The sequence below is a fragment of the Geobacillus sp. WSUCF-018B genome (assembly GCF_002809985.1).
GTDB lineage: Bacteria > Bacillota > Bacilli > Bacillales > Anoxybacillaceae > Geobacillus > Geobacillus thermophilus.
On the sequence record NZ_PIJF01000045.1, the window covers coordinates 1 to 25,991 of the forward strand.

Sequence of the window (25,991 nt, forward strand, 5' to 3'; positions counted from 1 at the left end):
GTCAACATGCGATTCACCTCCTTGTCTATCAATATTCACATCATGGACAGGAAAAGCAAAAAATATTCAGCTCACTTTATGATGTGGCTGAATAGTTACGTATAAAAATACCTTTCATCGCTAATGGATACTACGCTTGGATTAAACCAATAAATGAACGCATCAGAATTTTGAATCATCAAGCTGAATAAAATAATAAACCATGAAATAACTAACAAGAGAACCTTTATGAATATTCCACTTTTTCCAGAAAATATAAGTTTCATAAAAATAAAATGCCACCTACCTTATAATGATTTAGATTAGTCATGCCTTTTTCTTGTTGCTGTTGAACACCTCTTTTTTCAGGCGTGTTGATTAACCGATAATCCCCATCCACATCATAGAAAAAAGAGCACCTTTCCTGTAGAATGTAAGTATATACATACAACATGAAGAGTGAGTTTCTCAGTCATCCTGCACACCCCAAGCGTTGCAGCACTTCCTCCGGGCGTTCATGGATGTCATCCATAAACCGAGCAATGGCTTGGGCGATATCGTTTCGATCTTGATGAAACACATTGGCAATGACGGTGTCTTTCAGCCATTTCCACAAGTGCTCGATCGGGTTCAGCTGTGGCGAATAGGAGGATATGACCATTGATGTAGTCAAAAAACAGTTCCGCATCGTGTAAGAGGGTCTCTGTTTGTCTCTTTTAACCATAGAAATTATTGTAGTGAAAAATGCTCATCTACAGTTTAATTGTATATAGGTTGTAATAAAGAAATTCCGACCTCCATGTCCGTCTTTACTTTATCACCTAACAAGCTGGCACGGTGGCAAGAAGAGCGAACAATGCCATGTTATAGAAAAAAATTATTTGTCAATAAAAAGTTGCACTTAACTTAAACATCTCTTTCGTAGTCCCTATCGGGAAAAATGAATAAAATCATGTTTTTTATACATGGCTGTTAACTTCACGCCTAAAAAGGCTACTAAGCCGAGAGATCGTACACGGCTGAACAGATCCGCCTGGCATTTGAAATCAATGACAGGGGAGCGCCCAAAAAAGAGCGCTCCCCTAAAAACATGCTCCCATGAGGGAGGAAATGGCCTGCAGGGCGGCCTTGACGCTTCCAGAGACCACCGGAGAGAATAAGCGCCGGCCGCTCCCTTGTTTTGCCCTGCGTCGATCATGTGGGCGTTTTGTGGGGGAAGCACCCCCAAGCGAACGCTCCACCCTTGCTTCATCAAGCTTACCCAATGCTTCCTTCCATCTCGAACTTGATCAAGCGGTTCATCTCGACCGCGTATTCCATCGGCAGCTCTCTTGTAAACGGCTCAATGAAGCCCATGACGATCATTTCCGTCGCTTCCTGCTCGGAAATGCCGCGGCTCATCAAGTAGAACAGCTGCTCTTCCGACACTTTCGACACTTTCGCTTCGTGCTCAAGCGAGATGTTGTCGTTTAAAATTTCGTTGTACGGAATCGTGTCCGATGTCGACTGGTTGTCGAGAATGAGCGTATCGCATTCGATGTTCGAGCGCGAGCCGGACGCTTTGCGGCCGAAATGGACCATGCCGCGATACGTCACCTTGCCGCCTTGTTTCGAGATCGACTTCGAGACGATCGTCGACGACGTATTCGGCGCCAGATGAATCATTTTCGCCCCGGCGTCTTGGTGCTGCCCTTTGCCGGCGATAGCAATCGACAGTGTCAAGCCGCGCGCCCCTTCGCCTTTTAAGATGACGGCCGGGTATTTCATCGTCAGCTTCGAGCCGATGTTGCCGTCAATCCATTCCATCGTCGCGTTTTCTTCGCAGACGGCGCGCTTCGTCACCAAGTTGAAGACGTTGTTCGCCCAGTTTTGGATCGTCGTGTAGCGGCAGTAGGCGCCTTTTTTGACGATGATTTCCACAACCGCGCTATGAAGCGAGTTCGTCGTGTAAATCGGCGCTGTACAGCCTTCGACGTAATGGACGTGCGCCCCTTCGTCGACGATGATGAGCGTCCGTTCAAACTGCCCCATGTTTTCCGAGTTGATGCGGAAGTACGCCTGAAGCGGCGTATCGACTTTGACGCCTTTCGGGACGTAGATGAACGAACCGCCCGACCAGACGGCCGAGTTCAAGGCCGCAAATTTGTTGTCCGTCGGCGGCACGACTTTGGCGAAATACTCGCGGAACAAGTCTTCGTTTTCCTTCAGCGCCGAGTCGGTGTCTTTAAAGATGACACCGAGTTTTTCGAGGTCTTCTTTCATGTTGTGGTAGACGACTTCCGATTCGTATTGCGCCGAGACGCCGGCCAAATATTTTTGTTCCGCCTCTGGAATCCCTAATTTATCGAACGTCGCTTTAATTTCCGCCGGCACTTCATCCCATGAGCGGCCCGATTTTTCCGTCGGTTTGACGTAGTACGTAATTTCATCGAAATCGAGGCTTGACAAGTCGCCGCCCCATTGCGGCATCGGTTTGCTGTAGAAGATGTCGAGCGCTTTTAAGCGGAACTCGAGCATCCATTGCGGTTCGTTTTTCATCCGCGAAATTTCTTCGACGACTTCACGCGTCAAGCCGCGCTGGGCGCGGAAGACGGAGACGTCCTTGTCGACGAAGCCGTACTTGTATTCACCGATTTCCGGTGCTTTTTTCGCCATCTCGGTTCACCTTCCTTTAGACTTAGTGGTGATGCAGTCCTTTTTCGAGCGCTTTCCACGCGAGCGTCGCGCATTTGATGCGGGCCGGAAACTTGGAAACGCCTTGGAGCGCTTCGATGTCGCCAAGGTCGACGGAATCGTCGTACTCTTTCCCTTGGATCATGTCGGAAAAAATGTGGGCGAGCCGAAGCGCTTCCTCCACCGTTTTCCCTTTGATCGCCTGCGTCATCATCGACGCCGACGACATCGAAATCGAACAGCCTTCCCCTTCAAATTTGACGTCGGCGACTTTTCCGTCTTCAACTTTCATCGTCAAGTGGATGCGGTCGCCGCACGTCGGGTTGTTCATGTTGACATCGACGTTCGTGCCCTCAAGCACCCCGCGGTTGCGCGGGTTTTTATAATGATCCATAATGACTTGGCGGTAAAGCTGGTCCAACGGATGATTAGAAGACATGGCTGAAGTACTCCTTCGCTTTCTGTAATGCGGCGATGAACCGGTCGATTTCCTCTTTCGTATTGTAAAGGTAAAAGCTCGCCCGGGCGGTCGCCGTCACGCCGAGCCATTTCATGAGCGGCTGGGCGCAATGGTGGCCGGCGCGGATGGCGATCCCTTCGGCGTCAAGAACCGTCGCCACATCGTGCGGATGCACCCCGTCGATGTTAAACGTCACAAGCCCCGCCCGTTCTTTCGGGCCATATACCGTGACGCCGTCGATGCCAGCCAGCCGTTCGAGTGCGTATTGCGCCAGCTCGTGCTCATGGGCAGAAATGGCATCCAACCCGATTTGCTCGAGGAAATCGATCGCCGCCCCAAGGCCAATCGCCCCGGCGATGATCGGCGTGCCGCCTTCAAACTTCCACGGCAATTCTTTCCACGTCGAGTCGTACAGCTCGACAAAATCGATCATTTCGCCGCCGAACTCGACCGGCTCCATCTGCTCAAGCCATTTCTTTTTGCCATATAATACGCCGATTCCCGTCGGCCCGCACATTTTATGGCCGGAAAGGGCGAGAAAATCGCAATCAAGTTCTTGGACATCGACCTTCATATGCGGAGCGCTTTGCGCCGCATCGACGACGACGACCGCGCCGCGCTCATGGGCGATGCGGGCGATCTCCCGCACCGGGTTGATCGTCCCGAGCACGTTCGATACATGAGCAATGGCGACAATCTTCGCTGCTTCGGTGACGGTCGCCTCGACATCGCGCAGATCGATCGTGCCGTCTTCCTGCATTGGAATGTATTTTAACGTCGCCCCCGTTTGCTTCGCCAGCTGCTGCCACGGAATCAAGTTGCTGTGATGCTCCATGTACGTGATGACGATCTCATCGCCTTCTTTGACGTTGGCGCGCCCGTAGCTTGCAGCGACCAAGTTGAGCGCAGCGGTCGTGCCGCGCGTAAAGATGATTTCCTGCGCCGATTGAGCGTTTAAAAACCGCCGCACTTTTTCGCGCGCGCCTTCGTACGCATCGGTCGCCTTCGTCCCGAGCGTATGGACGCCGCGGTGGACGTTCGAGTTGTACTCGCGGTAATAGCGGTCAAGCGCCTCAATCACCGGCAGCGGCTTTTGCGATGTCGCCGCGCTGTCGAAATAAACGAGCGGATGGCCGTTGACATCCTGATGCAAAATTGGAAACAACGCGCGAATGTCGTTTACATTCATGATTGAACTTTCCTTTCAATCACTTCAATTAATTGGTTTTTCACACCTTCAATCGGAATCGCCTCGACGACCGGCGCCAAAAAGCCGTGGATGATGAGCCGTTCCGCGTCACGTCTCGGAATGCCGCGGCTCATTAAGTAATACAATTGGATCGGATCGACGCGTCCCACCGATGCCGCATGGCCCGCCATGACGTCGTCTTCGTCAATCAACAAAATCGGGTTCGCATCGCCGCGCGCTTTTTCGCTCAACATCAAGACGCGCGACTCCTGCTCGGCGTTCGATTTTGACGCGCCGTGCTCAATTTTGCCGATGCCGTTGAAAATCGAGGTCGCGCTGTCGCGGACAACACCGTGCTTCAAAATTGTCCCTTCTGTATGCTTGCCGTAATGGATGACGCTCGTCGTAAAGTTTTGCACTTGCTCGCCGCGGCTGACCGCGACCGTTTTCGTATCGCCGAACGAGCCGTCGCCGACAAGGCGGGTGATGTTCTCGGAGACCGTATTGCCGTCATTCATCAGCCCGAGCGCCCATTCGATCCGTCCATCGCGCCCGGCGATGCCGCGCCGATTGACATACGTCGTGGTGCCTTTGGCCAAATGGTCGACAGCGGCGAAAAAGACGCTTGCGTTCGCTTGAGCAAACACCTCGGCGACCACATTAACGACCGCGTTTCCTTCGCGGCTTGCTGATATATAATTTTCGACAAACACGACGCGGCTGTTGTCTTCCGCCACGACGATGACATGGTTAAACAAGGCGATGTCGTCTTCGTCTTGAATATAGACCGCCTGAAGCGGCGTTTCAATCTCCACATTTTTCGGTACATAGACAAACACACCGCCGTTGAGCAGCGCCGCATGGAGCGCGGCAAGGCGGTGCTCATCCGGCTTGACCGCCGTCATCAAATAGTTTTTCAGCAAGTCGCCATGCTCGCGCGCTGCGGTGAAGATGTCGGTGAAAATGACGCCCTTCTCCTTCAACTCATCGGACAGCGACACATACGCCGGCGTATGGTTGCGCTGCACGTACAAATTTTTCGTTCCTTCGCCGGCTTGCATGAGCGCCTTGACCGCTTCAGGCAAGTCATCGAGGCCGGCATATGGCGCACTGTCAACGGCATGGCGTGAGAAGCCAGTGAAGTTCCAATTGTCGATTTTCGTTTTCTCCGGTTTCGGAAGCGGCAGCCGCTCCGCCAACCGAAGCGCCTCAAGGCGCCGCTCGGTCAGCCAGCCCGGTTCGCCGCGTCCGCTTGAGAACGTGCGGATGTAGGTTTCATCGAATGGGATTTTCGTTTCTGTCGCCATAGTCCTCCTCCTAACGCTTACGCTTCTTGTCCGACCGTTTCGTCTTCGATGCCGAGTTCTTTTTTGATCCAGTCGTACCCTTCCGCCTCAAGCCGCTGCGCCAGCTCCGGACCGCCGGACTTGACGATGCGCCCTTGCATCATGACATGCACATAATCCGGGGTGATGTAGTTGAGCAGCCGCTGGTAGTGGGTGATGATCAAACAGCCGAACTCGCTGCTGCGCATTTCGTTGACGCCTTTGGCGACGATTTTGAGCGCGTCGATATCGAGGCCGGAGTCGATCTCGTCCAAAATGGCGATTTTCGGCTCAAGCATCATCAGCTGCAAAATTTCGTTCCGCTTTTTCTCCCCGCCCGAGAATCCTTCATTCAAATAGCGGTGCGCCATATCCGGATTCATTTCCAAAAACGCCATTTTTTCATCGAGCTTGCGGATGAATTTCATAAGCGAAATTTCGTTGCCTTCGCCAAGGCGGGCGTTGATCGCCGCGCGCAAAAAGTCGGCGTTCGTCACCCCGCTGATTTCACTCGGATATTGCATCGCCAAAAACAGGCCGGCGCGCGCCCGCTCGTCGACTTCCATCTCAAGGATATCCTGGCCGTCGAGCGTCACCGATCCTTCTGTCACTTCATATTTTGGATGGCCCATAATGGCCGATGACAGCGTCGACTTCCCCGTTCCGTTCGGGCCCATGATGGCGTGGATTTCCCCACCTTTGACTTCCAAGTCCACTCCTTTTAAAATTTCCTTTCCCTCCACGGCGACGTGGAGATTGCGAATCGTCAATACCGCCATGCAGCATACCTCCAATTCTCAATTGAGAGTCAATTCACTCGCTTGTCTTCTAGCGATCGCTCATTCTCATTTTATTCTCATTACAATTTTATAACAAATGAAAACTTCCTGCAACTTCCCTGCTCTGTTTTTCACGATGACCGTGTGAAAAAACAGCGCCTTTTACTATTTTACACGAAAACCGCAAGCTTGTACGAGTTTTTGCCAAAAAAAGACCCCGTTTTTTCCGGAGTCTAGTGAGCCGCCCGCAGCTCGCGGAGGCATTCTTGCACGAGCGTCACCGCCTGGCTCATCGCCGCCCCGCCGCCAAACGCGGCCGCCACCGCGCATACTTCCAAAATTTCCCGTTCCGACGCTCCTTCATCAAGGCAGCCTTTCGCATGGTAAATCGTGCAATACTCATCTTGCGTCGCCAAGCTGATGCCAAGGGCGATCAATTGTTTTTCTTTTTTCGACAGCGCTCCCTCGGCAAAGCACGCTTCCGTAAACGCGTTAAACCGCTCGGCTACGTTCGGAAGTTTTTTGGGTGAACGCCCCTATCCCTTCTTTGTAGCGGTGAAGGGAGGATTCGACCGATGCATAAACGAATGGTATTGAAAGGGTGTGGAAACACCACCGTTTCGCGATCATAGATGGAACGTCATGATGAAAACCGCCTGTTCTGTTCAACTGCCATCATCAATACAAAAGGGGGAAATGCGATTGATTCGTTGGGTTGTCTTTGCCTTAACCGCCGCTTTCGCTTCGTTTTTGACGTGGATCATCATCGGCAACACCCTCGGTGAACAGGGAGACGGCGCCTTCAGCTTAACGGCTGTGATCGTCCTGCAAAACTGCGTCATCATCGTCATGCTCGCCGCCGTACTGGCGCGTTTGAACAACCGATGAAGCGCGGGAAAACAGACCGGCCGCGGCGTCTCTCCATCCAAAACGGTTTTGAACTTTCGTGCGGCTCTTTTTTGTGCAAAAAATAACGGAAGCGATTCGCTTCCGTTATTGATTGTTTTCCGCCGCTGGAATGACGGCGCCGTGGTATTTTTCTTTGATGAAATCTTGAATTTCTTTCGATTGCAGCACTTCGACAAGCGTTTTGATTTCTTTTCGGTTTTCATCGCCTTTGCGCACCGCCACAATGTTCACATACGGATTGTTTTTCGGCGACTCCACGGCGATCGGGTCTTTCGCCGGGTCCAAACCGGCGTCAAGCGCATAGTTGGCGTTGATCAGCACCGCATCGCCTTCGCCGTTTTTGTAAATTTGCGGCAGAAGTCCAGCATCGACGTCCGCTTTAAATTTCAAATGTTTCGGGTTTTCGACGATGTCGTTGACCGTCGCTTTCGTTTTATCGATGCCCGGTTTCAGCTTAATGAGCCCCTTTTCTTGCAGCATCGACAAAATGCGGCCATGGTCGGCGACCGAGTTGCTCATGATGATCGTCGCGCCGTCCGGCAGTTCTTCAATGCTTTTGTATTTTTTCGAGTATAAGCCGATCGGCTCGATATGAATGCCGCCGGCGTTGACGAAATCATAGCCGTGTTCTTTCATTTGCGATTCCAAGTACGGAATGTGCTGGAAGTAGTTGGCGTCGATGTCTTTATCAGCCAACGCTTTGTTCGGCAAGATGTAATCTTGGAACGTAATGATCTCCAAGTCGATGCCTTTTTCTTTCAAAATCGGTTTCGCTTTTTCCAAAATTTCCGCGTGCGGCACGTTCGACGCGCCGACTTTCAGTTTCACCAATTCGCCGCCTTTGCCCCCCTCGGCCGCGTTGTTGTTGTCGTTGCCGCCGCACGCCGCCAAAGCGAAGACAAGAACAGCAGCGAACAGGGCGCCAAGCCATTTTTTCATCGTTTTCTTCCTCCTTATCGTTTATCAATTTTGGAAGTGACAACGTCACCGATCAACTGAATGACAAAGACAATGACGAGCACCAACACGGTCGCGACAAACGTCACATCGTTATGGCTGCGCTGGAATCCTTCCAAATACGCCAAGTTCCCAAGCCCGCCGGCGCCGATGGCTCCAGCCATCGCCGTATAGCTGACGAGCGACACGGCCGTCACCGTAATGCCGGAGACGAGCGCCGGCAACGATTCCGGCAGCAGCACTTTCCAAATGATCGTCCACGTTGAGGCGCCCATCGCTTGGGCTGCTTCGATGACGCCTTTGTCGATTTCGCGAAGAGCGATTTCGACCATGCGGGCGTAAAACGGCGCGGCCCCAATGACCAAAGCCGGCAGCGCCGCATTGGCGCCAAGCATCGTCCCAACAAGCCAGGTGGTAAACGGAATGAGCAAAATGATCAAAATAATAAACGGAATCGAGCGGAAAATGTTCACAAACGCCGCAATCACTGTATTGACAAACCGGTTTTCCCATAGGTTGCCCTTCGCTGTCAAAAATAGAAGCAAGCCAAGAACGATTCCGAGGACGAAAGTGGCCGCCACCGCCACTCCCGTCATATACAGCGTCTCGACCGTCGCCGCCCACATTGTCTCCCATTGGACGTTCGGCAGGAGGTTAGCGAGCATCGTGAATCACCTCCACCGCCACCTGCTGGCTTTGAATGTAGTCAAGCGCCCGGGCAATTTCATCCGCCGCCCCATCGATGTGCACAAACAGCACCCCATAAGCGCCTTGATGGGTTTGCGAAATTTTCCCTTGCAAAATGTTGACATCGACGGCAAACTGACGCACCACTTCGGTGATGAGCGGCTTTCCGGCTGCCGCGCCGACAAACGTCAGCTGCGCGATCAGCCCGCTCGGGTATTGGCCAAACAAATGAGAAATCGCCTCTTCCGTCTCTTCCGGCTCGACGAGCTGCTTGACGAACCGCTTCGTGATCGGCTGCTGCGGGTTGCGGAACACGTGCAGCACGTCGCCTTGCTCAACGATTTTGCCGCTTTCCATCACCGCAACGCGGTCGCAAATTTTGCGGATGACGTGCATTTCATGGGTGATCAGCACAATCGTCAGCCCGAGCCGCTTGTTGATGTCGACAAGCAGGTCCAAAATCGCATCGGTCGTCTGCGGGTCCAACGCCGATGTCGCCTCGTCGCAAAGCAGCACTTTCGGGTTGTTGGCGAGCGCCCGGGCAATGCCGACACGCTGCTTTTGCCCGCCGCTCAACTGCGACGGATACGCCTCTTCCCGCCCCGTGAGCCCGACGAGCTCGATCAATTCATCGACCCGTTTTTGCCGCTCCGCTTTCGGAACACCCGCAATCTCGAGCGGAAACGCAATGTTTTCCCGCACTGTGCGCGACCAAAGCAAGTTGAAATGTTGGAAAATCATCCCGATCTCTTGACGCGCCTTGCGCAGCTCCCGCCCTTTGATGCGCCCCATGTCGCGGCCGGCGACGACCACCCGGCCGCCCGTCGGCTTCTCGAGCCCATTGAGCAAGCGGATGAGCGTACTTTTCCCCGCGCCGCTATAGCCGATAATGCCGAAAATTTCCCCTTCGCGAATCTCAAGCGACACATTGTCGACGGCCGTGACCGAGCCGTTAGCCGCTTGATAGATTTTTGTCACATGTTCGAGTGTGATCATCGTTTCACCTTCCTCCCCAAGGCGGCGGAGCGCAAAAAGAAAACCTTTCTGCCCGCAGAGAACAGAAAGGTATTGTGCACCATTCCGTCTCTTATCTCTCAAAGCAGGCCGCTTTGTGTGAATTGGCACCTTTTCAGCGCACGCGCTGACGGTTGCCGGGCTTCATTGGGCACATCCCTCCACCTCTCTTGATAAGAGCGCAACAATCGCCTATTCGATTGACTACAGCTGTGATTGTATCACCTTGTGTCGAACATTGTCAATAAAAATTTCACCCAACATGCCGATACGGCTTAGCCAAATGGAGGAGCGACTCAAGCAGCAACAGATGACGAAAGCTTCCCGATACATGCACTTCGCGCAGCCGGACGAGCTGCTGCAGCTTCAGTTCGCCGCCTAAAAGCGAGCAAAGCGCTTTTTTGGAGCCGCGCACCGTCAAGACGTTCCGTTCATCAGGTTCCCTTCCGGCGGTAAGCTCCTTGCCGAGCGCCACCATGGCGGTCTCTTCCTCGCTTTCAAAGCGGACATACAGCTGCTCATCCGGCAAAATCGGCAACAAATGGCGCAACGTTTGCATCCGTTCCATAAACTGCCCTACCAACTCGCGCATTTCCATTGAGCATCCTCCCCCCATCTCCTTTGTCCTTTTATTTCCATGCCGAAGGGGGAGAATCCTTTACAAAAATCTCGACAGCCGCCGTGGCGAACCAACGCCGTTTTTGTCATTTCCCAAGAAATGTGTCAAACGGCGTCAAAAAATGGCGGATCGTCAACGCGGCAAACGGGCGCGGATTGCTTCGTACAAATAAGGGACCGAATGGAACGCATACCATTTGCCGATGATCTCTCCGCCGGCGAAAAGAAGCAAGCACGGAACGCTTTCAATTTTCCACGCCGCCGCCTGCTCGGGGATGTAGTTGATGTCCGTTTCGCAAAACGGTATGTCCGGAAACAATTGTTCTAGGACAACAAGCATGCGCCTCGCCAACTGGCACGTGCCGCACAGCGGGGTATACAACGAAAGAGCGAGAAGCGGCTCCCCTTCCACCATTCGCTTAATATCGTTTCGACCGATTGTGTTCACTCGCCTCTTCCTCTCATGAACGATTCGATACGGACGTCAAAATGGGCGCGCAGCAACACATGCGCCAAATGCCAGATCGGGGCGGCGGCCACTTCGCGATACGCCCGGTCAATGTAAATATGCCCTGCTTCCGGAAACACCCGGCGGAACTGCCGGCGCAATTTTTCCCCCGCCTCGTCGGCATCGGCGAGCACGTACACATCCCGCCCTTCGAGTTCATCGGCCAGCTCCTCAAGGCGCGCATCGCTGATCGTGCCGTTCGTGCAAATGATGACAACCGGCTCGTTCAGCACGGCCGCCACTTTTTCCTTATCTGACCGCCCTTCCACAATAATCACTTTTTCCACCTGTCGCATGTCCGACCCACCTAACGTGAATGAGGATACAATATTGTATGGCAACAGAAAAGCAACGGCCATCCGCCGTTGCCTCCTAACACCAGCCCGCCTCCCCGTCGCAGTCGACATATTTTTGATCCGGTTCAACGGTAGCGGTGATCCATTTTCAAATTTTTCCATTTGTTCGCTTTATCCGTTTTTCCACGCTACAGCCGCAGGAAGCGGAAGGCGGCCGATGAGCTCGCCTCCCTCGTACAGTTCGATCGTGCGGCCGTTCCATTTGCCGGTGACCCGGTCCGTGACATCCAGTTGCTTCGTTTGCAACACCATCACGAGCACCCCTTTTTCATCACATTCCGGTATGTATAGGGGCCCGGTTCGAAGCGAACTTTGCAGGAACGTTTATCCTTCGTTGATCATCGCTTCGTATTGTTCGGCCGTCAACAAGTTGTCCACTTCGCTTAAGTCTTTCGGCTCAATAACGATCATCCATGCTTTTTCATACGGTGATTCGTTCACATATTCCGGATTGTCGTTCAACGCTTCGTTCACTTCGACGACCGTGCCGCTGATCGGCGCATACAATTCCGAGACGGTTTTCACCGACTCAACGCTGCCGAACGGCTCGTTCGCTGTCAGTTCCGCGCCGACTTCCGGCAGCTCGACAAACACGATGTCGCCCAGCTCCGATTGGGCGAAATCGGTGATGCCGATGCGCACTTTGTCCCCTTCGACGCGCACCCACTCATGCTCTTTCGAATAACGGAGTTCTTTCGGCGTGTTCATCAAATCCCTCCAGTGCGGCAAGTTGTGTTCTTTTTCATCATAACCGATTTTTCGCCAAAACTCACTGAATTCATTTCATTTCGGCCAAATTTTTTATGTTTCCGTCGAAACGCGCCCGGCAAAACACGATTCGTAGTCTTGTTCGCGGAATCCGACCACGACCCGCTCGCCGTCCGTTAAAATCGGCCGCTTGACGAGCATGCCGTCCGAGGCGAGCCACGTGAGCATCTCGTCTTCCGAGGCGCCATCGAGCTTGTCTTTCAATCCGAGTTCGCGGTATTTCATGCCGCTTGTATTGAAAAATTTTTTGAGCGGCAGCCCGCTTTTTCGATGCAAGTCGGCGAGCTGTTCTTTCGTCAGCGGCTCGTCGACCAAATGCACCGTTTGCACCTCAATGCCGTGTTCATCGAGCCAACGCTTCGCCTTCCGGCACGTTCCGCATTTTGGATACCAGTAGAGCGTCAGCGCCATCCGCATTCCTCCCTTTCATTCGACGGCTTGGAATTCATGGAAAAAGAAGCACCAGGCAAACGCCTGGCACTTCCCATTATCACACAATATACCGTTCCGCTTCAATGAGGGCGGCAGCCGCCTCGCGTTTTTTCGCGATCACATTGATCGGGGTATGGCGCGTCAACCGGCGGAGAGCGGCGAGCATCATCCGCAGCGTGTCGCCTTGTTCGACGGCGACAAGCGTTTCTTTCGCATGCGCCTCAATTTCATTGAACGCCTCTTGGCAGAAAATTTGCGTATAGAGCAATTTTTGTTTGTGTTTCTCTTCCCCGCCCGCATTAATCGCTTTTTCGGTGCGGAGAAGCGCCGATTCCATGGCGTAGATGTTGGCGACAATATCGGCGATGTTCACGAGCACTTCTTGCTCTTCCTCAATTTTCGGACCGAATTTTTGCGCCGCTAGCCCGGCGACCATCAAGGCGATTTTTTTCGCGTTGCGCACCAAATATTTCTCTTGTTCGAGCGCGCCCGTTCCCGGTTCTTCGGCCGTCATCATCATCAGCTCTTCTTGCAGCTGCTGCGCTTTTTGGAAGAGCGGCAGCTCGCCTTTTAGCGCTTTTTTCAAATACATGCCCGGCACGAGCAGGCGGTTGATTTCATTCGTCCCTTCAAAAATGCGGTTGATGCGCGAATCGCGGTAGGCGCGCTCAATTTCGTATTCCTGCATGAAGCCGTAGCCGCCGTGGATTTGCACGCCTTCGTCCACGATGTAATCGAGCACCTCGGTCGCGAAAAACTTGTTCAGCGAGCACTCGATCGCGTATTCGGCAATCGATTTCGCCACTTCCCTGCCGTCTTTCGCTTTTTCCCCATCGAGCAGGCCCATCCGTTCATCGAACAAGCCGACCGTGCGGTACACCGAGCTTTCGGCGGCATACAGGCGCGACGCCATCGTCGCAAATTTTTCTTGCGTCAGCGTAAACTGCGAAATCGGGCGTTTGAACTGCTGGCGTTGGTTCGCGTATTTGAGCGTGATTTCGAGCGCCCGCTTCGCGCCGCCGACCGCGCCCAGTCCGAGCTTGTAGCGGCCGATGTTTAAAATGTTGAAGGCGATGACGTGGCCTTTGCCGATTTCACCGAGGACGTTTTCTTTCGGCACCGGCACATCTTGCAAAATGAGCGTTCTTGTCGACGAGCTTTTAATCCCCATTTTCTTTTCTTCCGGACCAGTTGAAACGCCCGGGAAGTCGCGTTCCACGATGAACGCGGTGAAATGTTCGCCGTCGACTTTTGCATAGACGACAAACACATCAGCAAAACCGGAGTTGGTGATCCATTGCTTTTCGCCGTTTAAAATGTAATGCGTGCCTTCCGCGTTTAATCTCGCCGTCGTTTTCGCGCCGAGGGCGTCCGAACCCGATCCCGGCTCCGTCAAGGCATAGGCGGCGATTTTTTCGCCAGTCGCCAACTGCGGCAAATATTTTTGCTTTTGTTCTTCCGTGCCAAACAACACAATCGGCAGCGAGCCAATTCCGACGTGCGCCCCGTGCGAAATCGCAAAACCGCCGGCCGGCGCCATCTGTTCTGCGATGATGGCCGAGCTCACTTTATCCAGACCCAACCCGCCGTATTCTTCCGGAATGTCGGCGCTTAGCAAACCGAGTTCGCCCGCTTTGCGAAGGAGTTTCACGGAACGGTCAAACTCATGGTTTTCCAAATGCTCCAGCTGCGGGAGCACTTCATTGTTAACATACTCTTCCGTCGTTTTGGCAATCATATGATGCTCGTCGGTGAAATCTTCCGGCGTAAAGACGCGCTCGGCCGGAATGTCTTCGATTAAAAAGCTGCCGCCTTTGATCGCTTCTTCCATTGTTTTCGCCATCGTTCGTTTCCTCCCCCGAAAAATGATGGATAATCCGGGCGGCATCCGCCCAGCAACCTTTGATCGTGTTGGCCTAGGCGCCCTGGCGGCTGCGCCGGGGCGCGATTTTCGTCAGTTCTCTAATCCAGCATTCATCTCCTTGTTTCGGCCCTCTTGCCGACTTGGGACCGGCAGCCGAACCGCTTTGACCTAGGGCGGTCGATCCGTCCGACGGCCAACTCGTCCGGCTTCCTTATGGCAGCAGTTCAAACACGCCGGCCGCTCCCATGCCGCCGCCGATGCACATCGTGACGATGCCGAACTGCACGTTGCGGCGCCGCATTTCGTAAAGCAAAGACAAGGTCAGCTTCGCGCCCGTGCAGCCGAGCGGGTGGCCTAGAGCAATCGCCCCGCCGTTGACGTTGACAATGTCTTCATCCAACCCAAGTTCGCGGATGACTTGGATCGATTGCGAGGCGAACGCTTCGTTCAGCTCGATCAAACCGATGTCGGACAGCTCAAGGCCGGCGAGCTTCAACGCTTTCGGCACCGCAGCGACCGGGCCGATCCCCATCACTTCCGGCGGCACGCCGGCAACCGCGAACGAACGAAACTTGCCGAGCGGCTTCAAGCCGAGCGACTCCGCTTTTTCGCGGTCCATCACCATGACCGCCGCCGCCCCGTCGCTCATTTGCGACGCGTTGCCGGCGGTGACGGTGCCATTTACCGCAAACGCCGGCCGGAGTTTCGCGAGCGTTTCCATATTCGTGTCCGGGCGCACGCCTTCATCTTGTGTAAAGACGACTTTCTCCTCAACGAGTTTGTTGCCTTCTACTTTGCGCACCGTCACCTCGACCGGCACGATTTCTTCATTGAATTTTCCTTCGGCAATCGCCTTGGCGGCGCGCTGGTGGCTGCGCACCGCGAACGCGTCTTGGTCCTCGCGGCTGACGCCGTATTTTTTCGCCACTTGCTCGGCAGTGTGCCCCATCGACATGTAGTATTCCGGCGCTTCTTCCGCCAAGCGGGCGTTCGGGCGGACGACATGCCCCATCATCGGCACCATGCTCATCGATTCGACCCCGCCGGCGATGACCGTGTCGGAATGGCCGAGCATCACCCGTTCGGCCGCATAGGCGATCGCCTGCAAACCGGACGAGCAATACCGGTTGATCGTGATCGCCGGCACGGTATATGGCAGCCCGGCGAGCGCGCCGATGTTGCGGGCGATGTTCAATCCTTGCTCCGCCTCCGGCATGGCGCACCCGATAATCAAGTCGTCAATGTTTCCTTCATAGTTCCCCGCGCGCTTGATCGTTTCTTTGACGACGAGCGCCCCTAAATCATCCGGCCGCACGTGGGCGAGCGTTCCTTTTTTCGCTTTGCCGACCGGTGTGCGCGCACCTGCGACAATGACCGCTTCTCTCACGCCAATCCCCCCTTGATCTCCTCCGCTTTAGTTGCGGAGCGGTTTTCCTTTCACAAGCATATGCTGCATGCGCGCTTGCGTCTTCGGCTCGCCGATGAGGCTCAAAAACGCCTCGCGCTCGAGATCGAGCAAATATTGCTCGTCGACTTCTGTTCCGTACGGCACTTTGCCGCCGGCTAGAACATACGCCAATTTTTTCGCGATTTTCAAATCGTGCTCGCTGATGTAGCCGGAATGGAACATCGACTGCGCCCCAAGCAGCATGGCCGCATAGCCGCTTTCGCCGGCCACCGGCACTTTCTTCCTTACAGGAGGCCGGTACCCTTCCTCATACATCGAGAGCACCGCCTGTTTCGCTTCATACAGCAGATGGTCGCCGTTCATCGTGATGCCGTCGCGGTGATTCAAGAAGCCAAGCTCGCGCGCTTCCGCCGCTGACGTCGACACTTTCGCCATGGCGATCGTTTCAAATACGCTGGCCGCGATTTTGACGTAGTCGACGTCCACGCCGCGCGGCAGGCTGTTCAACCGTTTGATGTACAGCTCCTTGTTGCCGCCGCCGCCCGGAATCAAGCCGACGCCGACTTCGACGAGCCCGATGTACGTCTCGGCCGCCGCTTGGATGCGTGAAGCCGCCAAGCTCACTTCCGCCCCGCCGCCTAACGTCATGGCAAACGGCGCGACGACGACCGGTTTCGGGTTATATTTGACGCGCATGAGCGCTTGCTGGAACTGGCGGACGGCAAGCTCCAATTCAAAGAAGTTTTCATCTTGCGCTTCCATCAGCATCATCGCCAAGTTGGCGCCGACGCAGAAGTTTTTCCCTTGGTTGCCGATGACGAGCCCTTTGTAATTGCGGTTCACTTCCTCAAGCGCCTCGTTGATCATGTACACGATGTCCGCACCGATTGCGTTGTTCGGCGAATGGAACTCCAAAAGCGCCACGTCATCGCCGAGGTCGATGAGGCTTGCACCCGCATTTTTCTTGATGACGCCCCGCTGTTCCTTCAGCCGGCGGATGTGGATGACTTTTTCGCTTTCTTCTACTGGTTTATACCCGCCCGGCGCATAATAGAACAGCCGGCCGTTTTCGGTTTGATAGAACGATGCGGCTCCGTCGGCGAGCATGTCCGTAATCCACGCCGGAACATCACGCCCTTCCGCCTGCATTTTCCGCACCGACTTCTCGAGGCCGATCGCATCCCACAGTTCAAACGGGCCTTGCTCCCAGCCGAACCCCCACTTCATCGCCCGGTCGATCGCCACGATGTCGTCAGCGATCTCCCCGACAAGGCGGGCGGTGTACAGCAACGTCGGTGCGATGATGTTCCAAAGGAGCGTTCCCGCGCGGTCGCCGTCCGCATAGACGAGCGTTTGCAACTTGGCGGCCGTTCCTTTCGCCTGCTTCGCCATTTCCACCGCCGAGGTGACGAGCTTTTTGCGCGGCTCGTATTGCATCGTGACGTAGTTCAGCTCGAGAATGTCTTTTCCTTGCTTGAGGAAAAACCCTTGTCCAGATTTGCTGCCGAGCCAGCCGTTTTCAAGCATCGTGTTCATAAACTCCGGCACGCGGAACGCCTCTTTTTCTTCCCCTTCGACGTTTTCATACACATTGTTGGCGACATGCACGAACGTATCGAGTCCGACGACGTCAAGCGTGCGGAACGTCGCGCTTTTCGGCCGGCCGATGAGCGGCCCCGTCACCGAATCAACCTCGCCGACGCTGTAGCCCCCTTGCATCATCTCGCGGACAGTGACAAGCAAGCCATACGTGCCGATCCGGTTGGCGATGAAGTTCGGCGTATCTTTCGCCATCACGACGCCTTTGCCGAGCACGTCTTCGGCGAACGTTTTCATATAGGCGACCACATCCGGATCCGTATGCTCCGTCGGGATGATCTCAAGCAGCTTCAAATAGCGCGGCGGGTTGAAGAAATGCGTGCCTAAAAAGTGTTTTTTGAAATCATCCGAACGCCCCTCCGCCATCGCGGCGATCGAGATGCCGGATGTGTTCGAGCTGACGATCGTCCCCGGCGTCCGCACCTCGTCAACGCGGGCGAAAACGCTTCGTTTGACATCCAAGTTTTCGACGACGACTTCAATGATCCAATCAACATCCGCCAGCCGATGGAAATCGTCTTCAAAGTTGCCGGTTTCAATGAGCGCCAGATTGTCTTGAGCCATCAGCGGCGCCGGCTTTTGCTTTTTCATCCGCTCCAGCGCCTGATTGGCGAGGCGGTTGCGCACTTGTTTATGCTCGAGCGTCCAACCTTTTGCTTCTTCCTCTTTCGTCAATTCCCGCGGCACGATATCCAACAGCAGCGTCGGAATGCCGACGTTCGCCAAATGGGCGGCAATGCCCGAACCCATGACGCCGGACCCAAGCACCGCAGCGCGCCGAATGCGTTTTGCCATTTCGGTTCCCCCTCACACCATTGAATGAATCATCATTCATTTTTCGGCGAAAAAAATAGCCGTGAAAACGTTCTCTATATTCAATATATAGTATGTTGGTAATTTTCGCAATATATTTGCGCACATTTTTTTTCACATCGCCGCCGTTCTTTCAATCCATACTAACAACCAGGAGGTGAAGACGATGGCCCGGCTGAAAAAAAATCCGTCTGAACGCGGCGTCAGCGCGGCGAGCGTGAAAGGAAACGCCGGCCCGACGGTCGAAGCCGACGGCGGCGGCAAGCGGACGAGCCAAAATCAGCAGTACAAAAAGCACAACATGCAAGGGGACTGAACGCCTAAGGGCGTCCGTCCCCTTTTTGCCTGCTTGACTTTCGCGCTGCCGGGCGATGGGCGTCACTTACGGAACATGCCTTTGACGACGAACGCCACGTTGGCCGGGCGCTCGGCGAGCCGGCGCATAAAATAGCCGTACCAATCGGTGCCGTACGGCACGTACACGCGCATCGTATACCCTTCGCGCGCCAGCTCGACCTGGCGCTCCGGACGAATGCCGTACAACATTTGAAATTCAAACTGACTGTTCGGGATATTGTATTCCTTGACGAGCTGCTTCGTATATTCAATGATGGCGTCGTCATGCGTCGCCACCGCCGTGTAGTTGCCGTTTAGCATATGCTGCTTGATGATCTTTTTAAAGTTTTCGTCCACATCTTTTTTGTCTGGAAACGCCACTTCCGGCGGCTCTTTGTACGCCCCTTTGACGAGCCGCAAGTTCGGGCGGTACGGCTTCAGATCTTCAATGTCTTGCTCCGTCCGGTACAAATACGCCTGCAGGACCGTTCCGACGTTATCGTACTCTTTTTTCAACGTTTTAAAAATGTCGAGCGTCTTTTGGCAGCGTGAATAGTCTTCCATGTCGATCGTCACGAACACGCCGCGCTCTTTCGCCGCATCCAAAATGCGGCGCATGTTGCGCATGACAAGATCATCGGAAATGTCAAGCCCCATCGACGTCATTTTCAGCGACAGTTGCGAATTCAGCTTCTCGCGGCTGATCGCGTCGATCGCCTCTAGGCAATGGTTCGCCATCTCGTTCGCTTCTTGCTCGTTATCGACAAACTCGCCCAAGTAGTCGACCGTCACGGCCAGCCCTTTTTCGTTCAGCCGGCGGATGACATGCACCGCTTCCTCAATCGTTTCGCCGGCGACAAACCTTGACGCGCCGAAGCGGAGGCCGTATCGTTTCGCCAACCGGGTCAACGTCTTATTTTTGGACAAGAACAAAAAAAAGTCGCGCATCAGCTGTTCCACTGTTGCAAGCCTCCTTGTATGGAAACGCATTCATCATCCTTATTGTACCATGTTTCCGCCCGATTGAATATGTTTTTTCCGCACGGTTTATCTTTTATATGTGAATAATTTTCCACTCACTGCACAATCTACAAGCGAACAAACCATGAAAGGAGCGAAACGCGATGCAGCAACAACCGCAAATGAACCCGCAGACCGCGATGCCCGAGCCGCCGCAAATGGTGTCATCAAAAGACGCCATGTATTTTTCCGATATGATGTCGTGGAACTTGCTCGCGGCGAAAAAGGCGCACTTTTTCGCCGCGCAATGCCGGGACCCCGAGGTGGTGCAAGCGATCGAGCGCGCCGGACAAATGCACCAGCGCCATTACAACATGATTTTGCGCCATTTGCAAAACCCGCCGCAGCCGCCGGTGATGTGAAAGGAGGGACGCCCGATGAACCAAAAACAAGTGCAAAATCCAGAGACGCAAGTGCCGAAAACGCCGCAAATGAACGAACGCGATTTTTTGAACGACATGTTGACAACAGAAAAATACATGACGTCGGCATACAGCGTGTACTTGCATGAGGCGAGCAACCAACCGTTATATCAAGAAATGATGAACATTTTCACAGAAACACAAAACTGCCAGCGCGAACTGTATAACTTGATGTTCAAAAAAGGCTGGTACAAACTTGAAGCCGCCGATCCGCAAAAGCTTCAGCAAATGTACCAGCAGTTCCAAGGGTATACGAATCAGCTCCCTTATCAAGGGAATGTCATGCAATAACAAAGCGAGAGGATGTCCGAACAGCAAAAGGACATCCTCTTTCTCAATCCGTTAAGAAGACCGGGTGCAGAAAGGGGAGAAAGGGATGGCAGCGCCATCCGAATCCGTGTGGAACATGCTGCAAACAGCCGACGTGACGATCCGCGACACCGGAATCATCGAATAAGCATCCCTGTTCCACCGATGGGATGCTTATTCTTCATGGCTGGATTCAATACCACCAGCCCGGGTACGGCGGATATGGCGGGTACGGATAAAACGGGCGCGGAGCGAGGGCGCCGCCGAGCAGCCCACCCAAGAAGCCGCCGACAAACGGGGCGCCAAATAGCAAGCCTGGAAATGGCATCGCTTCTTTCTCCTTTCCTTCATGAGTAAGATGCGTCACTTTATTCATATGCACACAACAAAAAAAGAGGGTGGGCCGTCCGCCCAACCCTTGTTTGTTTTCTCACCACCAAATCGGGCCATACCACCACGGATAGAAAAACGGCGGGAACAAGGCGCTGCCGAGCAGCCCGCCTAAAAAGCCCCCGAAAAATGGAGCGCCGAAGAAAAATGGGCGCGGCCGCCAAAACCAAAAGCCCCACGGCCGCCAAATGCGTTCATCCGCTGCTTGGAGATGGCTCATCTTGCTTTCCTCCTTCCGCTTGCTTTAGTCCCACTGTATGCAGAAAAAACGCCCGCTGCTTAGGCCAGTACCTAGAAGGCTGGTGAAAAACAGCGATTTCTCCCCAATATTGATGCGCGAATGCAAAGGAAGCTTGTTTCTTCAAGGTCTTTGCACTCAAAAAAATCTTTTGCCTCGCTTTCCCATCTGCACAAAACCAAAAACAGGCGGCTGTCCGCCGCCTTCCGCTTATACAAGCTCCGCCTGCACTTGATCGTACAAACAGGCGATCGAATCAAACAAAATGCGCACCGCCTCGGCCATTTCGTCTTCGCTCATGGAGAGAACCGGAATGAATGTCAACACCGGGCCGAGCGGGCGGATGACAAGCCCCCTCCGGCGCGCCTCGAGGATGATCCGGTGCTCCACCATGGCTGCGCGCGGAAACACTTCTTTCGTTCTTCGGTCTTTCACGATTTCAATGCCGCACATCAAGCCTTTTTGCCGGATGTCGCCAACAATCGGAATGTCATACAACCGCTCAAGCCATTCGGCCAGCCGGCGCGCCTTTCGTCGAACATCATCAAGCAGGCCGCGCGTTTCGATGAGCTCGATGTTTTTCAGCGCAACGGAACAAGTGAGCTGGTTCCCCGTGTACGTATGGCCGTGATAAAACGTTTTGTCTTCGTCCACATCGCCGAGAAACGCCGCATACACGTCTTCGGTAACGAGCGTGGCCGCCAGCGGTAAGTACCCGCCGGTGATCCCTTTCCCAAGGCAGACAAGATCCGGCTTCACCTCTTCCTGCTCACAAGCGAACATCGTGCCCGTGCGGCCAAAGCCGACGGCGACCTCGTCGCAAATGAAGAGCACCCCATATTGCCGGCAAAGCCGTTCCACTCCTTTTAAAAATCCGCGCGGATGAACGATGATCCCCGCCGCTCCTTGCACAAGCGGTTCCACGATCACGCCTGCAATGTGCTCGTGCTGCTTTTCAAGCACCCGTTCCAGCTCGCGCAAACAATAGTCGACGATCTCCGGCTCGCTTCCGTATTCCTCCATGCGATACACGTACGGCGACGGCACTTCGATCCGCTCAAACAAAAGCGGCGCAAAAATACGGTGGAACGTTTCCATGCCGCCAACGCTCACCGCCCCGACCGTATCGCCGTGGTACGCTTCCTTCAACGAGACAAACTTGTTCTTCTTCGCATATTTGACCGGGTCGATGTTTTTCCAATACTGATAGGCAATTTTTAGCGCGATTTCCACCGCTGCCGCCCCGGTGTCGGAATAAAACACTTTCGACATGTGCGGCCAATATTCAAGCAGCCGTTTGGCCAACAAAATCGACGGCACATTCGCCGAGCCGAGCAATGTCGAATGGGCAATTTTCTCCAATTGTTCGCGAAGCGCCGCATTCAGCTCCGGGTCGTTATGGCCGTGGACATTGACCCATAGCGACGCATAGCCGTCTAGGTACCGGTTGCCGTCAACATCGTACAAATAGCTTCCTTGCCCGCGTTCAATGATCAGCGGACGTTCTTTCGCATACTGTTTCATTTGCGTGAACGGATGCCAGACGCACTGCTTGTCCCACTGTTCCAATTGCTCGTAGCTATACGCCAACGCCAAGCACCTCCAGCCATTGTTTCGCCTTTCCTTGTTCGATCCAATGCTGAGCTAGGGTTTCCAGTTCCCTCCTTGAGACTGCAGGAAGGAGCGGCACGACCGCCAGCACCGGCAGCCGAAGCAACGCGGCGATCATTTCGACATTGTTTTGGTGGATGATCTCCTGCTCTTGAAACTGATTGAATACAAGGCCAAGCAAGCGGATGCCTTTCGCCTCGGCATACGCCGCCGTCGTCACCGCGTGATGAATCGCCCCAAGGCTTGAGAGCGACACGAGAACCGTCGGCAGCTGATAATCACGAACGAAATCGCTCGTCATATACCATCGTCCATCGCGCTCGCACCACGGAACAGCCAGCCCGCCCGCTCCTTCGACGAGCACGACATCATAGCGCTGCCGCAGCGATGCCAACCGTTCAGCTATCCGCTCCGGTTCGATGGACGTGCCGGTCAACGCGGCTGCCAAATGCGGCGACATCGCCGGCTCCATATAGTACATGCCTTCTGATGTAGGGATTTTCGCCACTCGTTCATACCAATATTGTTCGGCAAACGACACCCCGTCTTCGGCCAGTCCAGTCTGAATCGGCTTGAACACGCCGACTTTCATCCCAAACCGCTCCAACGCCAATGCCACAATGGACGTCACCACTGTCTTGCCGATTTCCGTTCCGGTTCCTGTCATGAAAATGGCTTTCCCCATTCTCTTATCCCCCCATCCCTCGAGTCATCATGATCGGTCGGACGCGCGGCCAGACGCGCACCGCGATGACCGAACAAACAGCGCAAAGCGCGAGATCCCCCGGCACCGGAAGAAGAAATCCGAACCATAGCGTTTGGCCGATGGAAAGCGGGGTCTCGGCGATCCATTTCATCGCTATGTACAGCCACGTGCAGCCAAACGCATACACCGTCAATAAGGCCGCCAAATTCGCCTTCCATATGTCCCGCGCTCTTGTCCATTGAAAACGGTGGACAAGCGAACCACATACATACGCCCCGGCGATGAAGCCAAGCAAATAGCCAAACGTCGGCTTCAACACATAACCGAGCCCTCCTCCTTCCGCAAACACCGGCGCGCCCGCCAGCCCGATCAAGACATATAGAAGTTGGCTAAGCGCTCCGATTTTGGGGCCAAGCAGACAGCCAGCCAGGTAAACCGCGGCGATTTGCAGCGTAAACGGCACATACGGCACCGGGATTTTGATGAACCCGCCGACCGCTGTCAGGGCGGTAAAAAAGGCGGCCCAAACAAAGGAACGGATGTGCACGTTTCCCCTCCTCTCCCAATCTTTGTTTCTATTGTGCCGGACATAAGCTTTATTTGTCAACCTTACTTTTATAAAGGTTTACATTTAAATAGAAATGAGGGGGCCAAAAGAACCGCCCCCTCTTTCACCGCTATATCCACGCTTACTGCTCCTGCTGCACTAAATATGTTTTGCCTGCCCTAAAAGGTTGGTGAAAAACAACTGATTTTGCCGAACCCATTGTTTTCGGTCGAAAGAGAAGCGTTGATTTTGCAAAACTTCTCTATTTGAGAAAAAAGTCCGTTTTTCCGCGATTTTTCACTAAATCACCGGCCTTCTAAACATCCCCGAACTCTAAAATGCATAACGTTGCAGCATTGAACATAGGGATATTTTCCATTCGTCCAATGGGGATGTTTTCGTCAAGAAAGTCTGTCTTGAAAACAGGCGGCCGCATGTCGGTGAGTTTTTTGGTTCAATTCACTGTGCCAACTCCATGCAGTGCATGTTGCAGCCAGCTCTCACCCTCCTCTCTCCCACAAATCGAACGAACTCATCCGTTCGCCGGCTGTTTTCGGCGCCGCCAACAGTCCGCTCCGTCCCCCTTCCTTTTCCAGCAGCGACGACAGCAAGCGCACCGCTTCGGCAATATACCTTCCTTTGTTCAACATGATGCATTGCGCCTGCTTCCCGAGGAAAATGTCCGAAATTTCGGCGCGCGACGGAATGCCCTTTTTTGCCATTTGTTCAAGCACTTGCGTCGCCCAAATGACCGGGATGTGAGCCGCCCGGCATAGCGCCAAAACGTCGTTCTGTGCGGCCGCAAGATGTTCAAATCCAATCTCCAGGGCCAAATCGCCGCGCGCAATCATCACACCAAACGCCGGAAACTTCAATCCCTCAAGCAAGATGCGAACGAAGTTATGAAGCGCCGCCCGCGTTTCGATTTTCGCGATCACCGGGAGAGAACCAGCCCCTTGTTCGGCAAGCAAATGATAAAGCTTTCGCAAATCATGCGGCGCCTGAACAAACGACAGCCCAACGATATCGGCATGGCTGGCGATAAACGGAATCCATTCAAGGTCGCGGTCCGTAAGCGGCGGAACCGTCAAATGGAGAAACGAATCGGGAAGATGGATGCCTGTTCCTTGCTTGACTGCTTTCCGCTTTCCGCCATCGGCAACGACTTTGGCCTCGACATGCCGCTCGTGCACTTTGACGACCCGCGCCGCAATTTGCCCGTCGTTCAAGTAAAGGCGGTCCCCCCACCCGCACGTTGCGCCACGCTTTCGCCAATGTCGTCGTCATTTTCACTCCACCGCCATTGTGCGCCGCCGCAAACGCAGCGTCATCGAAGTAAATATAAAGCGGTGTACCGATCGTGACAAACGCTTTCATCGGAATGAACAAAACGGAGGAGAGGGTGAACAAAGCCGATCCGTTCCGCAGTTTCATCCCTTTTTGCACATAGGCGGTCTGTGAGAGCAACACTTTAAAACAGGACGGCGCGATTTGTTCCGCCACCCGCAGTTTTCGTTTTTTTCCGCGCACGTCGGTAAACAGCAGCTCATCCCCTTCTTCGACGGCCGCCCCGTCCTCAGCCGTCAACTGCCAAAAGAAAGAAATTTCACGGGGGAGCGGAGACAGCGGCGGGGAAGAAGAGAAGGAAATGAGGCCGAAGAGCGGCTCCATTGCCTCTCCATATTGATTTTTCTTGATAGAAAGCAAGCAACTGATCGCGGCTCTCCTCGTGAAAGGAAAGAGGAACTTCCTTCCGCTTTTGTCCCACCCACTCCGCCATCTCTCGGTAAAAAGCGGCCAAGCGGGCGCCCAAATCTCGTTTGTCGTGCATCAGCGGCACCAACCCTTGTGAAAAATGCGGTTTTACTTTTATACTGTAGATGAGCAAATTCACTGACATAAATTGACAACTAAACAAAAAAGGAGACATGAACCGGACTCCTTGGGTAAAATAGATGTGTTCAAAACCCATTCACACAAGGAGGTTCATGTCTCATGAATAAATTAGCACATCACCAAGGAATCCACAAGTTTTTCTTCACGCTGGGGTTGACGCTGCAGCTTTCCAAACCGG

At 54.0% G+C, this 25,991-nt stretch carries 29 protein-coding genes, 2 pseudogenes and 1 riboswitch; of the genes and pseudogenes, 4 read left to right on the plus strand and 27 right to left on the minus strand.

The window, feature by feature from the left end:
- Nucleotides 1–451 precede the first annotated feature (451 nt).
- The 7 genes and pseudogenes from CV944_RS12765 to CV944_RS17985 form a co-directional block, all read right to left on the minus strand.
- Nucleotides 452–652, minus strand: coding sequence for a transposase (locus CV944_RS12765; protein WP_223810853.1), 201 nt, complete (start codon nt 650–652; stop codon nt 452–454).
- Between the two features lie 584 nt (nt 653–1,236).
- Nucleotides 1,237–2,634: a Fe-S cluster assembly protein SufB gene (gene sufB, locus CV944_RS12775; protein WP_015375743.1), complete on the minus strand. Its 1,398-nt coding sequence runs from the start codon at nt 2,632–2,634 to the stop codon at nt 1,237–1,239.
- 22 nt (nt 2,635–2,656) lie between these two features.
- Nucleotides 2,657–3,091, minus strand: coding sequence for a Fe-S cluster assembly sulfur transfer protein SufU (sufU, locus tag CV944_RS12780; protein WP_015375744.1), 435 nt, complete (start codon nt 3,089–3,091; stop codon nt 2,657–2,659).
- Nucleotides 3,081–4,301, minus strand: a complete 1,221-nt coding sequence (locus tag CV944_RS12785) for a cysteine desulfurase (RefSeq protein WP_100664298.1) — start codon at nt 4,299–4,301, stop codon at nt 3,081–3,083. The genes sufU and CV944_RS12785 overlap by 11 nt, the downstream gene beginning before the upstream one ends.
- The gene (gene sufD / locus CV944_RS12790) at nt 4,298–5,608 is read right to left on the minus strand and encodes a Fe-S cluster assembly protein SufD (RefSeq protein ID WP_063193246.1); all 1,311 of its coding nucleotides are present in this window, start codon (nt 5,606–5,608) and stop codon (nt 4,298–4,300) included. Before sufD ends, CV944_RS12785 begins: the two co-directional genes overlap by 4 nt.
- 17 nt (nt 5,609–5,625) lie before the next feature.
- Nucleotides 5,626–6,405, minus strand: coding sequence for a Fe-S cluster assembly ATPase SufC (sufC, locus tag CV944_RS12795; RefSeq protein WP_100664299.1), 780 nt, complete (start codon nt 6,403–6,405; stop codon nt 5,626–5,628).
- 233 nt (nt 6,406–6,638) lie between these two features.
- Nucleotides 6,639–7,035, minus strand: a pseudogene (locus tag CV944_RS17985) (carboxymuconolactone decarboxylase family protein).
- Nucleotides 7,036–7,101: 66 nt separating this feature from the next.
- Here CV944_RS17985 and CV944_RS12805 point away from each other — a divergent pair.
- Nucleotides 7,102–7,293: a hypothetical protein gene (locus CV944_RS12805; protein ID WP_095859924.1), complete on the plus strand. Its 192-nt coding sequence runs from the start codon at nt 7,102–7,104 to the stop codon at nt 7,291–7,293.
- Nucleotides 7,294–7,398: 105 nt separating this feature from the next.
- Here the strand turns inward: CV944_RS12805 and CV944_RS12810 are convergent, their stop codons facing one another.
- From CV944_RS12810 to CV944_RS12865, 13 genes are all read right to left on the minus strand, one after another.
- Nucleotides 7,399–8,253 (minus strand): MetQ/NlpA family ABC transporter substrate-binding protein, encoded by an 855-nt coding sequence (locus tag CV944_RS12810; protein ID WP_100664300.1) that lies wholly within the window; start codon nt 8,251–8,253, stop codon nt 7,399–7,401.
- 14 nt (nt 8,254–8,267) lie between these two features.
- Nucleotides 8,268–8,936: a methionine ABC transporter permease gene (locus tag CV944_RS12815; protein WP_020961126.1), complete on the minus strand. Its 669-nt coding sequence runs from the start codon at nt 8,934–8,936 to the stop codon at nt 8,268–8,270.
- On the minus strand, nt 8,926–9,954 hold the full coding sequence (locus tag CV944_RS12820) for a methionine ABC transporter ATP-binding protein (protein ID WP_100664301.1): 1,029 nt from the start codon (nt 9,952–9,954) through the stop codon (nt 8,926–8,928). Before CV944_RS12820 ends, CV944_RS12815 begins: the two co-directional genes overlap by 11 nt.
- An 88-nt stretch (nt 9,955–10,042) precedes the next feature.
- Nucleotides 10,043–10,152, minus strand: a riboswitch (SAM riboswitch).
- Nucleotides 10,153–10,225: 73 nt separating this feature from the next.
- Nucleotides 10,226–10,570: a hypothetical protein gene (locus CV944_RS12825; protein WP_033010369.1), complete on the minus strand. Its 345-nt coding sequence runs from the start codon at nt 10,568–10,570 to the stop codon at nt 10,226–10,228.
- A 153-nt stretch (nt 10,571–10,723) separates the two neighbouring features.
- Nucleotides 10,724–11,038 (minus strand): thioredoxin family protein, encoded by a 315-nt coding sequence (locus CV944_RS12830; RefSeq protein WP_094239171.1) that lies wholly within the window; start codon nt 11,036–11,038, stop codon nt 10,724–10,726.
- The gene (locus tag CV944_RS12835) at nt 11,035–11,394 is read right to left on the minus strand and encodes a ribonuclease M5 (protein ID WP_033010412.1); all 360 of its coding nucleotides are present in this window, start codon (nt 11,392–11,394) and stop codon (nt 11,035–11,037) included. The genes CV944_RS12830 and CV944_RS12835 overlap by 4 nt, the downstream gene beginning before the upstream one ends.
- Nucleotides 11,395–11,470: 76 nt before the next feature.
- The gene (locus tag CV944_RS17895; protein ID WP_255408634.1) at nt 11,471–11,536 is read right to left on the minus strand and encodes a DUF2553 family protein; all 66 of its coding nucleotides are present in this window, start codon (nt 11,534–11,536) and stop codon (nt 11,471–11,473) included.
- 29 nt (nt 11,537–11,565) lie between these two features.
- Entirely contained in the window at nt 11,566–11,706 is a 141-nt protein-coding gene (locus tag CV944_RS17670) for a DUF2553 family protein (RefSeq protein WP_233205007.1), read from the minus strand.
- A gap of 72 nt (nt 11,707–11,778) precedes the next feature.
- Nucleotides 11,779–12,162 carry a glycine cleavage system protein GcvH gene (gcvH, locus tag CV944_RS12845; RefSeq protein WP_033016348.1) on the minus strand — a complete coding sequence of 128 codons (384 nt, stop codon included), beginning with the start codon at nt 12,160–12,162 and terminating at the stop codon, nt 11,779–11,781.
- Nucleotides 12,163–12,255: 93 nt separating this feature from the next.
- Nucleotides 12,256–12,633 (minus strand): arsenate reductase family protein, encoded by a 378-nt coding sequence (locus CV944_RS12850; protein WP_033010367.1) that lies wholly within the window; start codon nt 12,631–12,633, stop codon nt 12,256–12,258.
- A 79-nt stretch (nt 12,634–12,712) separates the two neighbouring features.
- Nucleotides 12,713–14,497, minus strand: a complete 1,785-nt coding sequence (locus CV944_RS12855; RefSeq protein ID WP_100664302.1) for an acyl-CoA dehydrogenase family protein — start codon at nt 14,495–14,497, stop codon at nt 12,713–12,715.
- 232 nt (nt 14,498–14,729) lie between these two features.
- On the minus strand, nt 14,730–15,905 hold the full coding sequence (locus CV944_RS12860) for an acetyl-CoA C-acetyltransferase (protein ID WP_100664303.1): 1,176 nt from the start codon (nt 15,903–15,905) through the stop codon (nt 14,730–14,732).
- Between the two features lie 27 nt (nt 15,906–15,932).
- Entirely contained in the window at nt 15,933–18,320 is a 2,388-nt protein-coding gene (locus tag CV944_RS12865; RefSeq protein ID WP_100659694.1) for a 3-hydroxyacyl-CoA dehydrogenase/enoyl-CoA hydratase family protein, read from the minus strand.
- A gap of 184 nt (nt 18,321–18,504) precedes the next feature.
- On the opposite strand from CV944_RS12865, the gene CV944_RS12870 reads away from it, so the two are divergent.
- Nucleotides 18,505–18,654, plus strand: coding sequence for a YuzL family protein (locus CV944_RS12870; protein ID WP_011232479.1), 150 nt, complete (start codon nt 18,505–18,507; stop codon nt 18,652–18,654).
- A gap of 62 nt (nt 18,655–18,716) precedes the next feature.
- Here the strand turns inward: CV944_RS12870 and CV944_RS12875 are convergent, their stop codons facing one another.
- On the minus strand, nt 18,717–19,634 hold the full coding sequence (locus CV944_RS12875; RefSeq protein WP_033010362.1) for a proline dehydrogenase family protein: 918 nt from the start codon (nt 19,632–19,634) through the stop codon (nt 18,717–18,719).
- 164 nt (nt 19,635–19,798) lie between these two features.
- On the opposite strand from CV944_RS12875, the gene CV944_RS12880 reads away from it, so the two are divergent.
- Nucleotides 19,799–20,056, plus strand: a complete 258-nt coding sequence (locus tag CV944_RS12880; protein ID WP_033010361.1) for a hypothetical protein — start codon at nt 19,799–19,801, stop codon at nt 20,054–20,056.
- Nucleotides 20,057–20,071: 15 nt separating this feature from the next.
- Nucleotides 20,072–20,407, plus strand: coding sequence for a spore coat protein (locus CV944_RS12885; protein ID WP_033010359.1), 336 nt, complete (start codon nt 20,072–20,074; stop codon nt 20,405–20,407).
- A 211-nt stretch (nt 20,408–20,618) separates the two neighbouring features.
- On the opposite strand, the gene CV944_RS17900 is transcribed toward CV944_RS12885, so the two are convergent.
- The 6 genes and pseudogenes from CV944_RS17900 to CV944_RS17990 form a co-directional block, all read right to left on the minus strand.
- Nucleotides 20,619–20,753 (minus strand): hypothetical protein, encoded by a 135-nt coding sequence (locus CV944_RS17900; RefSeq protein ID WP_255358742.1) that lies wholly within the window; start codon nt 20,751–20,753, stop codon nt 20,619–20,621.
- A 102-nt stretch (nt 20,754–20,855) separates the two neighbouring features.
- Nucleotides 20,856–21,035, minus strand: a complete 180-nt coding sequence (locus CV944_RS12890; RefSeq protein ID WP_033010357.1) for a hypothetical protein — start codon at nt 21,033–21,035, stop codon at nt 20,856–20,858.
- Between the two features lie 228 nt (nt 21,036–21,263).
- Complete coding sequence (bioA, locus tag CV944_RS12895; protein WP_033010356.1) at nt 21,264–22,643, minus strand: adenosylmethionine--8-amino-7-oxononanoate transaminase; 1,380 nt, start codon at nt 22,641–22,643, stop codon at nt 21,264–21,266.
- A complete protein-coding gene (gene bioD, locus CV944_RS12900) occupies nt 22,633–23,349 on the minus strand; it encodes a dethiobiotin synthase (RefSeq protein WP_100664304.1) in 717 nt (238 codons plus the stop codon). Before bioD ends, bioA begins: the two co-directional genes overlap by 11 nt.
- 4 nt (nt 23,350–23,353) lie before the next feature.
- Nucleotides 23,354–23,917, minus strand: coding sequence for a biotin transporter BioY (locus CV944_RS12905; RefSeq protein WP_100664305.1), 564 nt, complete (start codon nt 23,915–23,917; stop codon nt 23,354–23,356).
- Between the two features lie 500 nt (nt 23,918–24,417).
- Nucleotides 24,418–25,847: pseudogene (locus CV944_RS17990) on the minus strand (pyruvate kinase).
- Between the last annotated feature and the right edge of the window lie 144 nt (nt 25,848–25,991).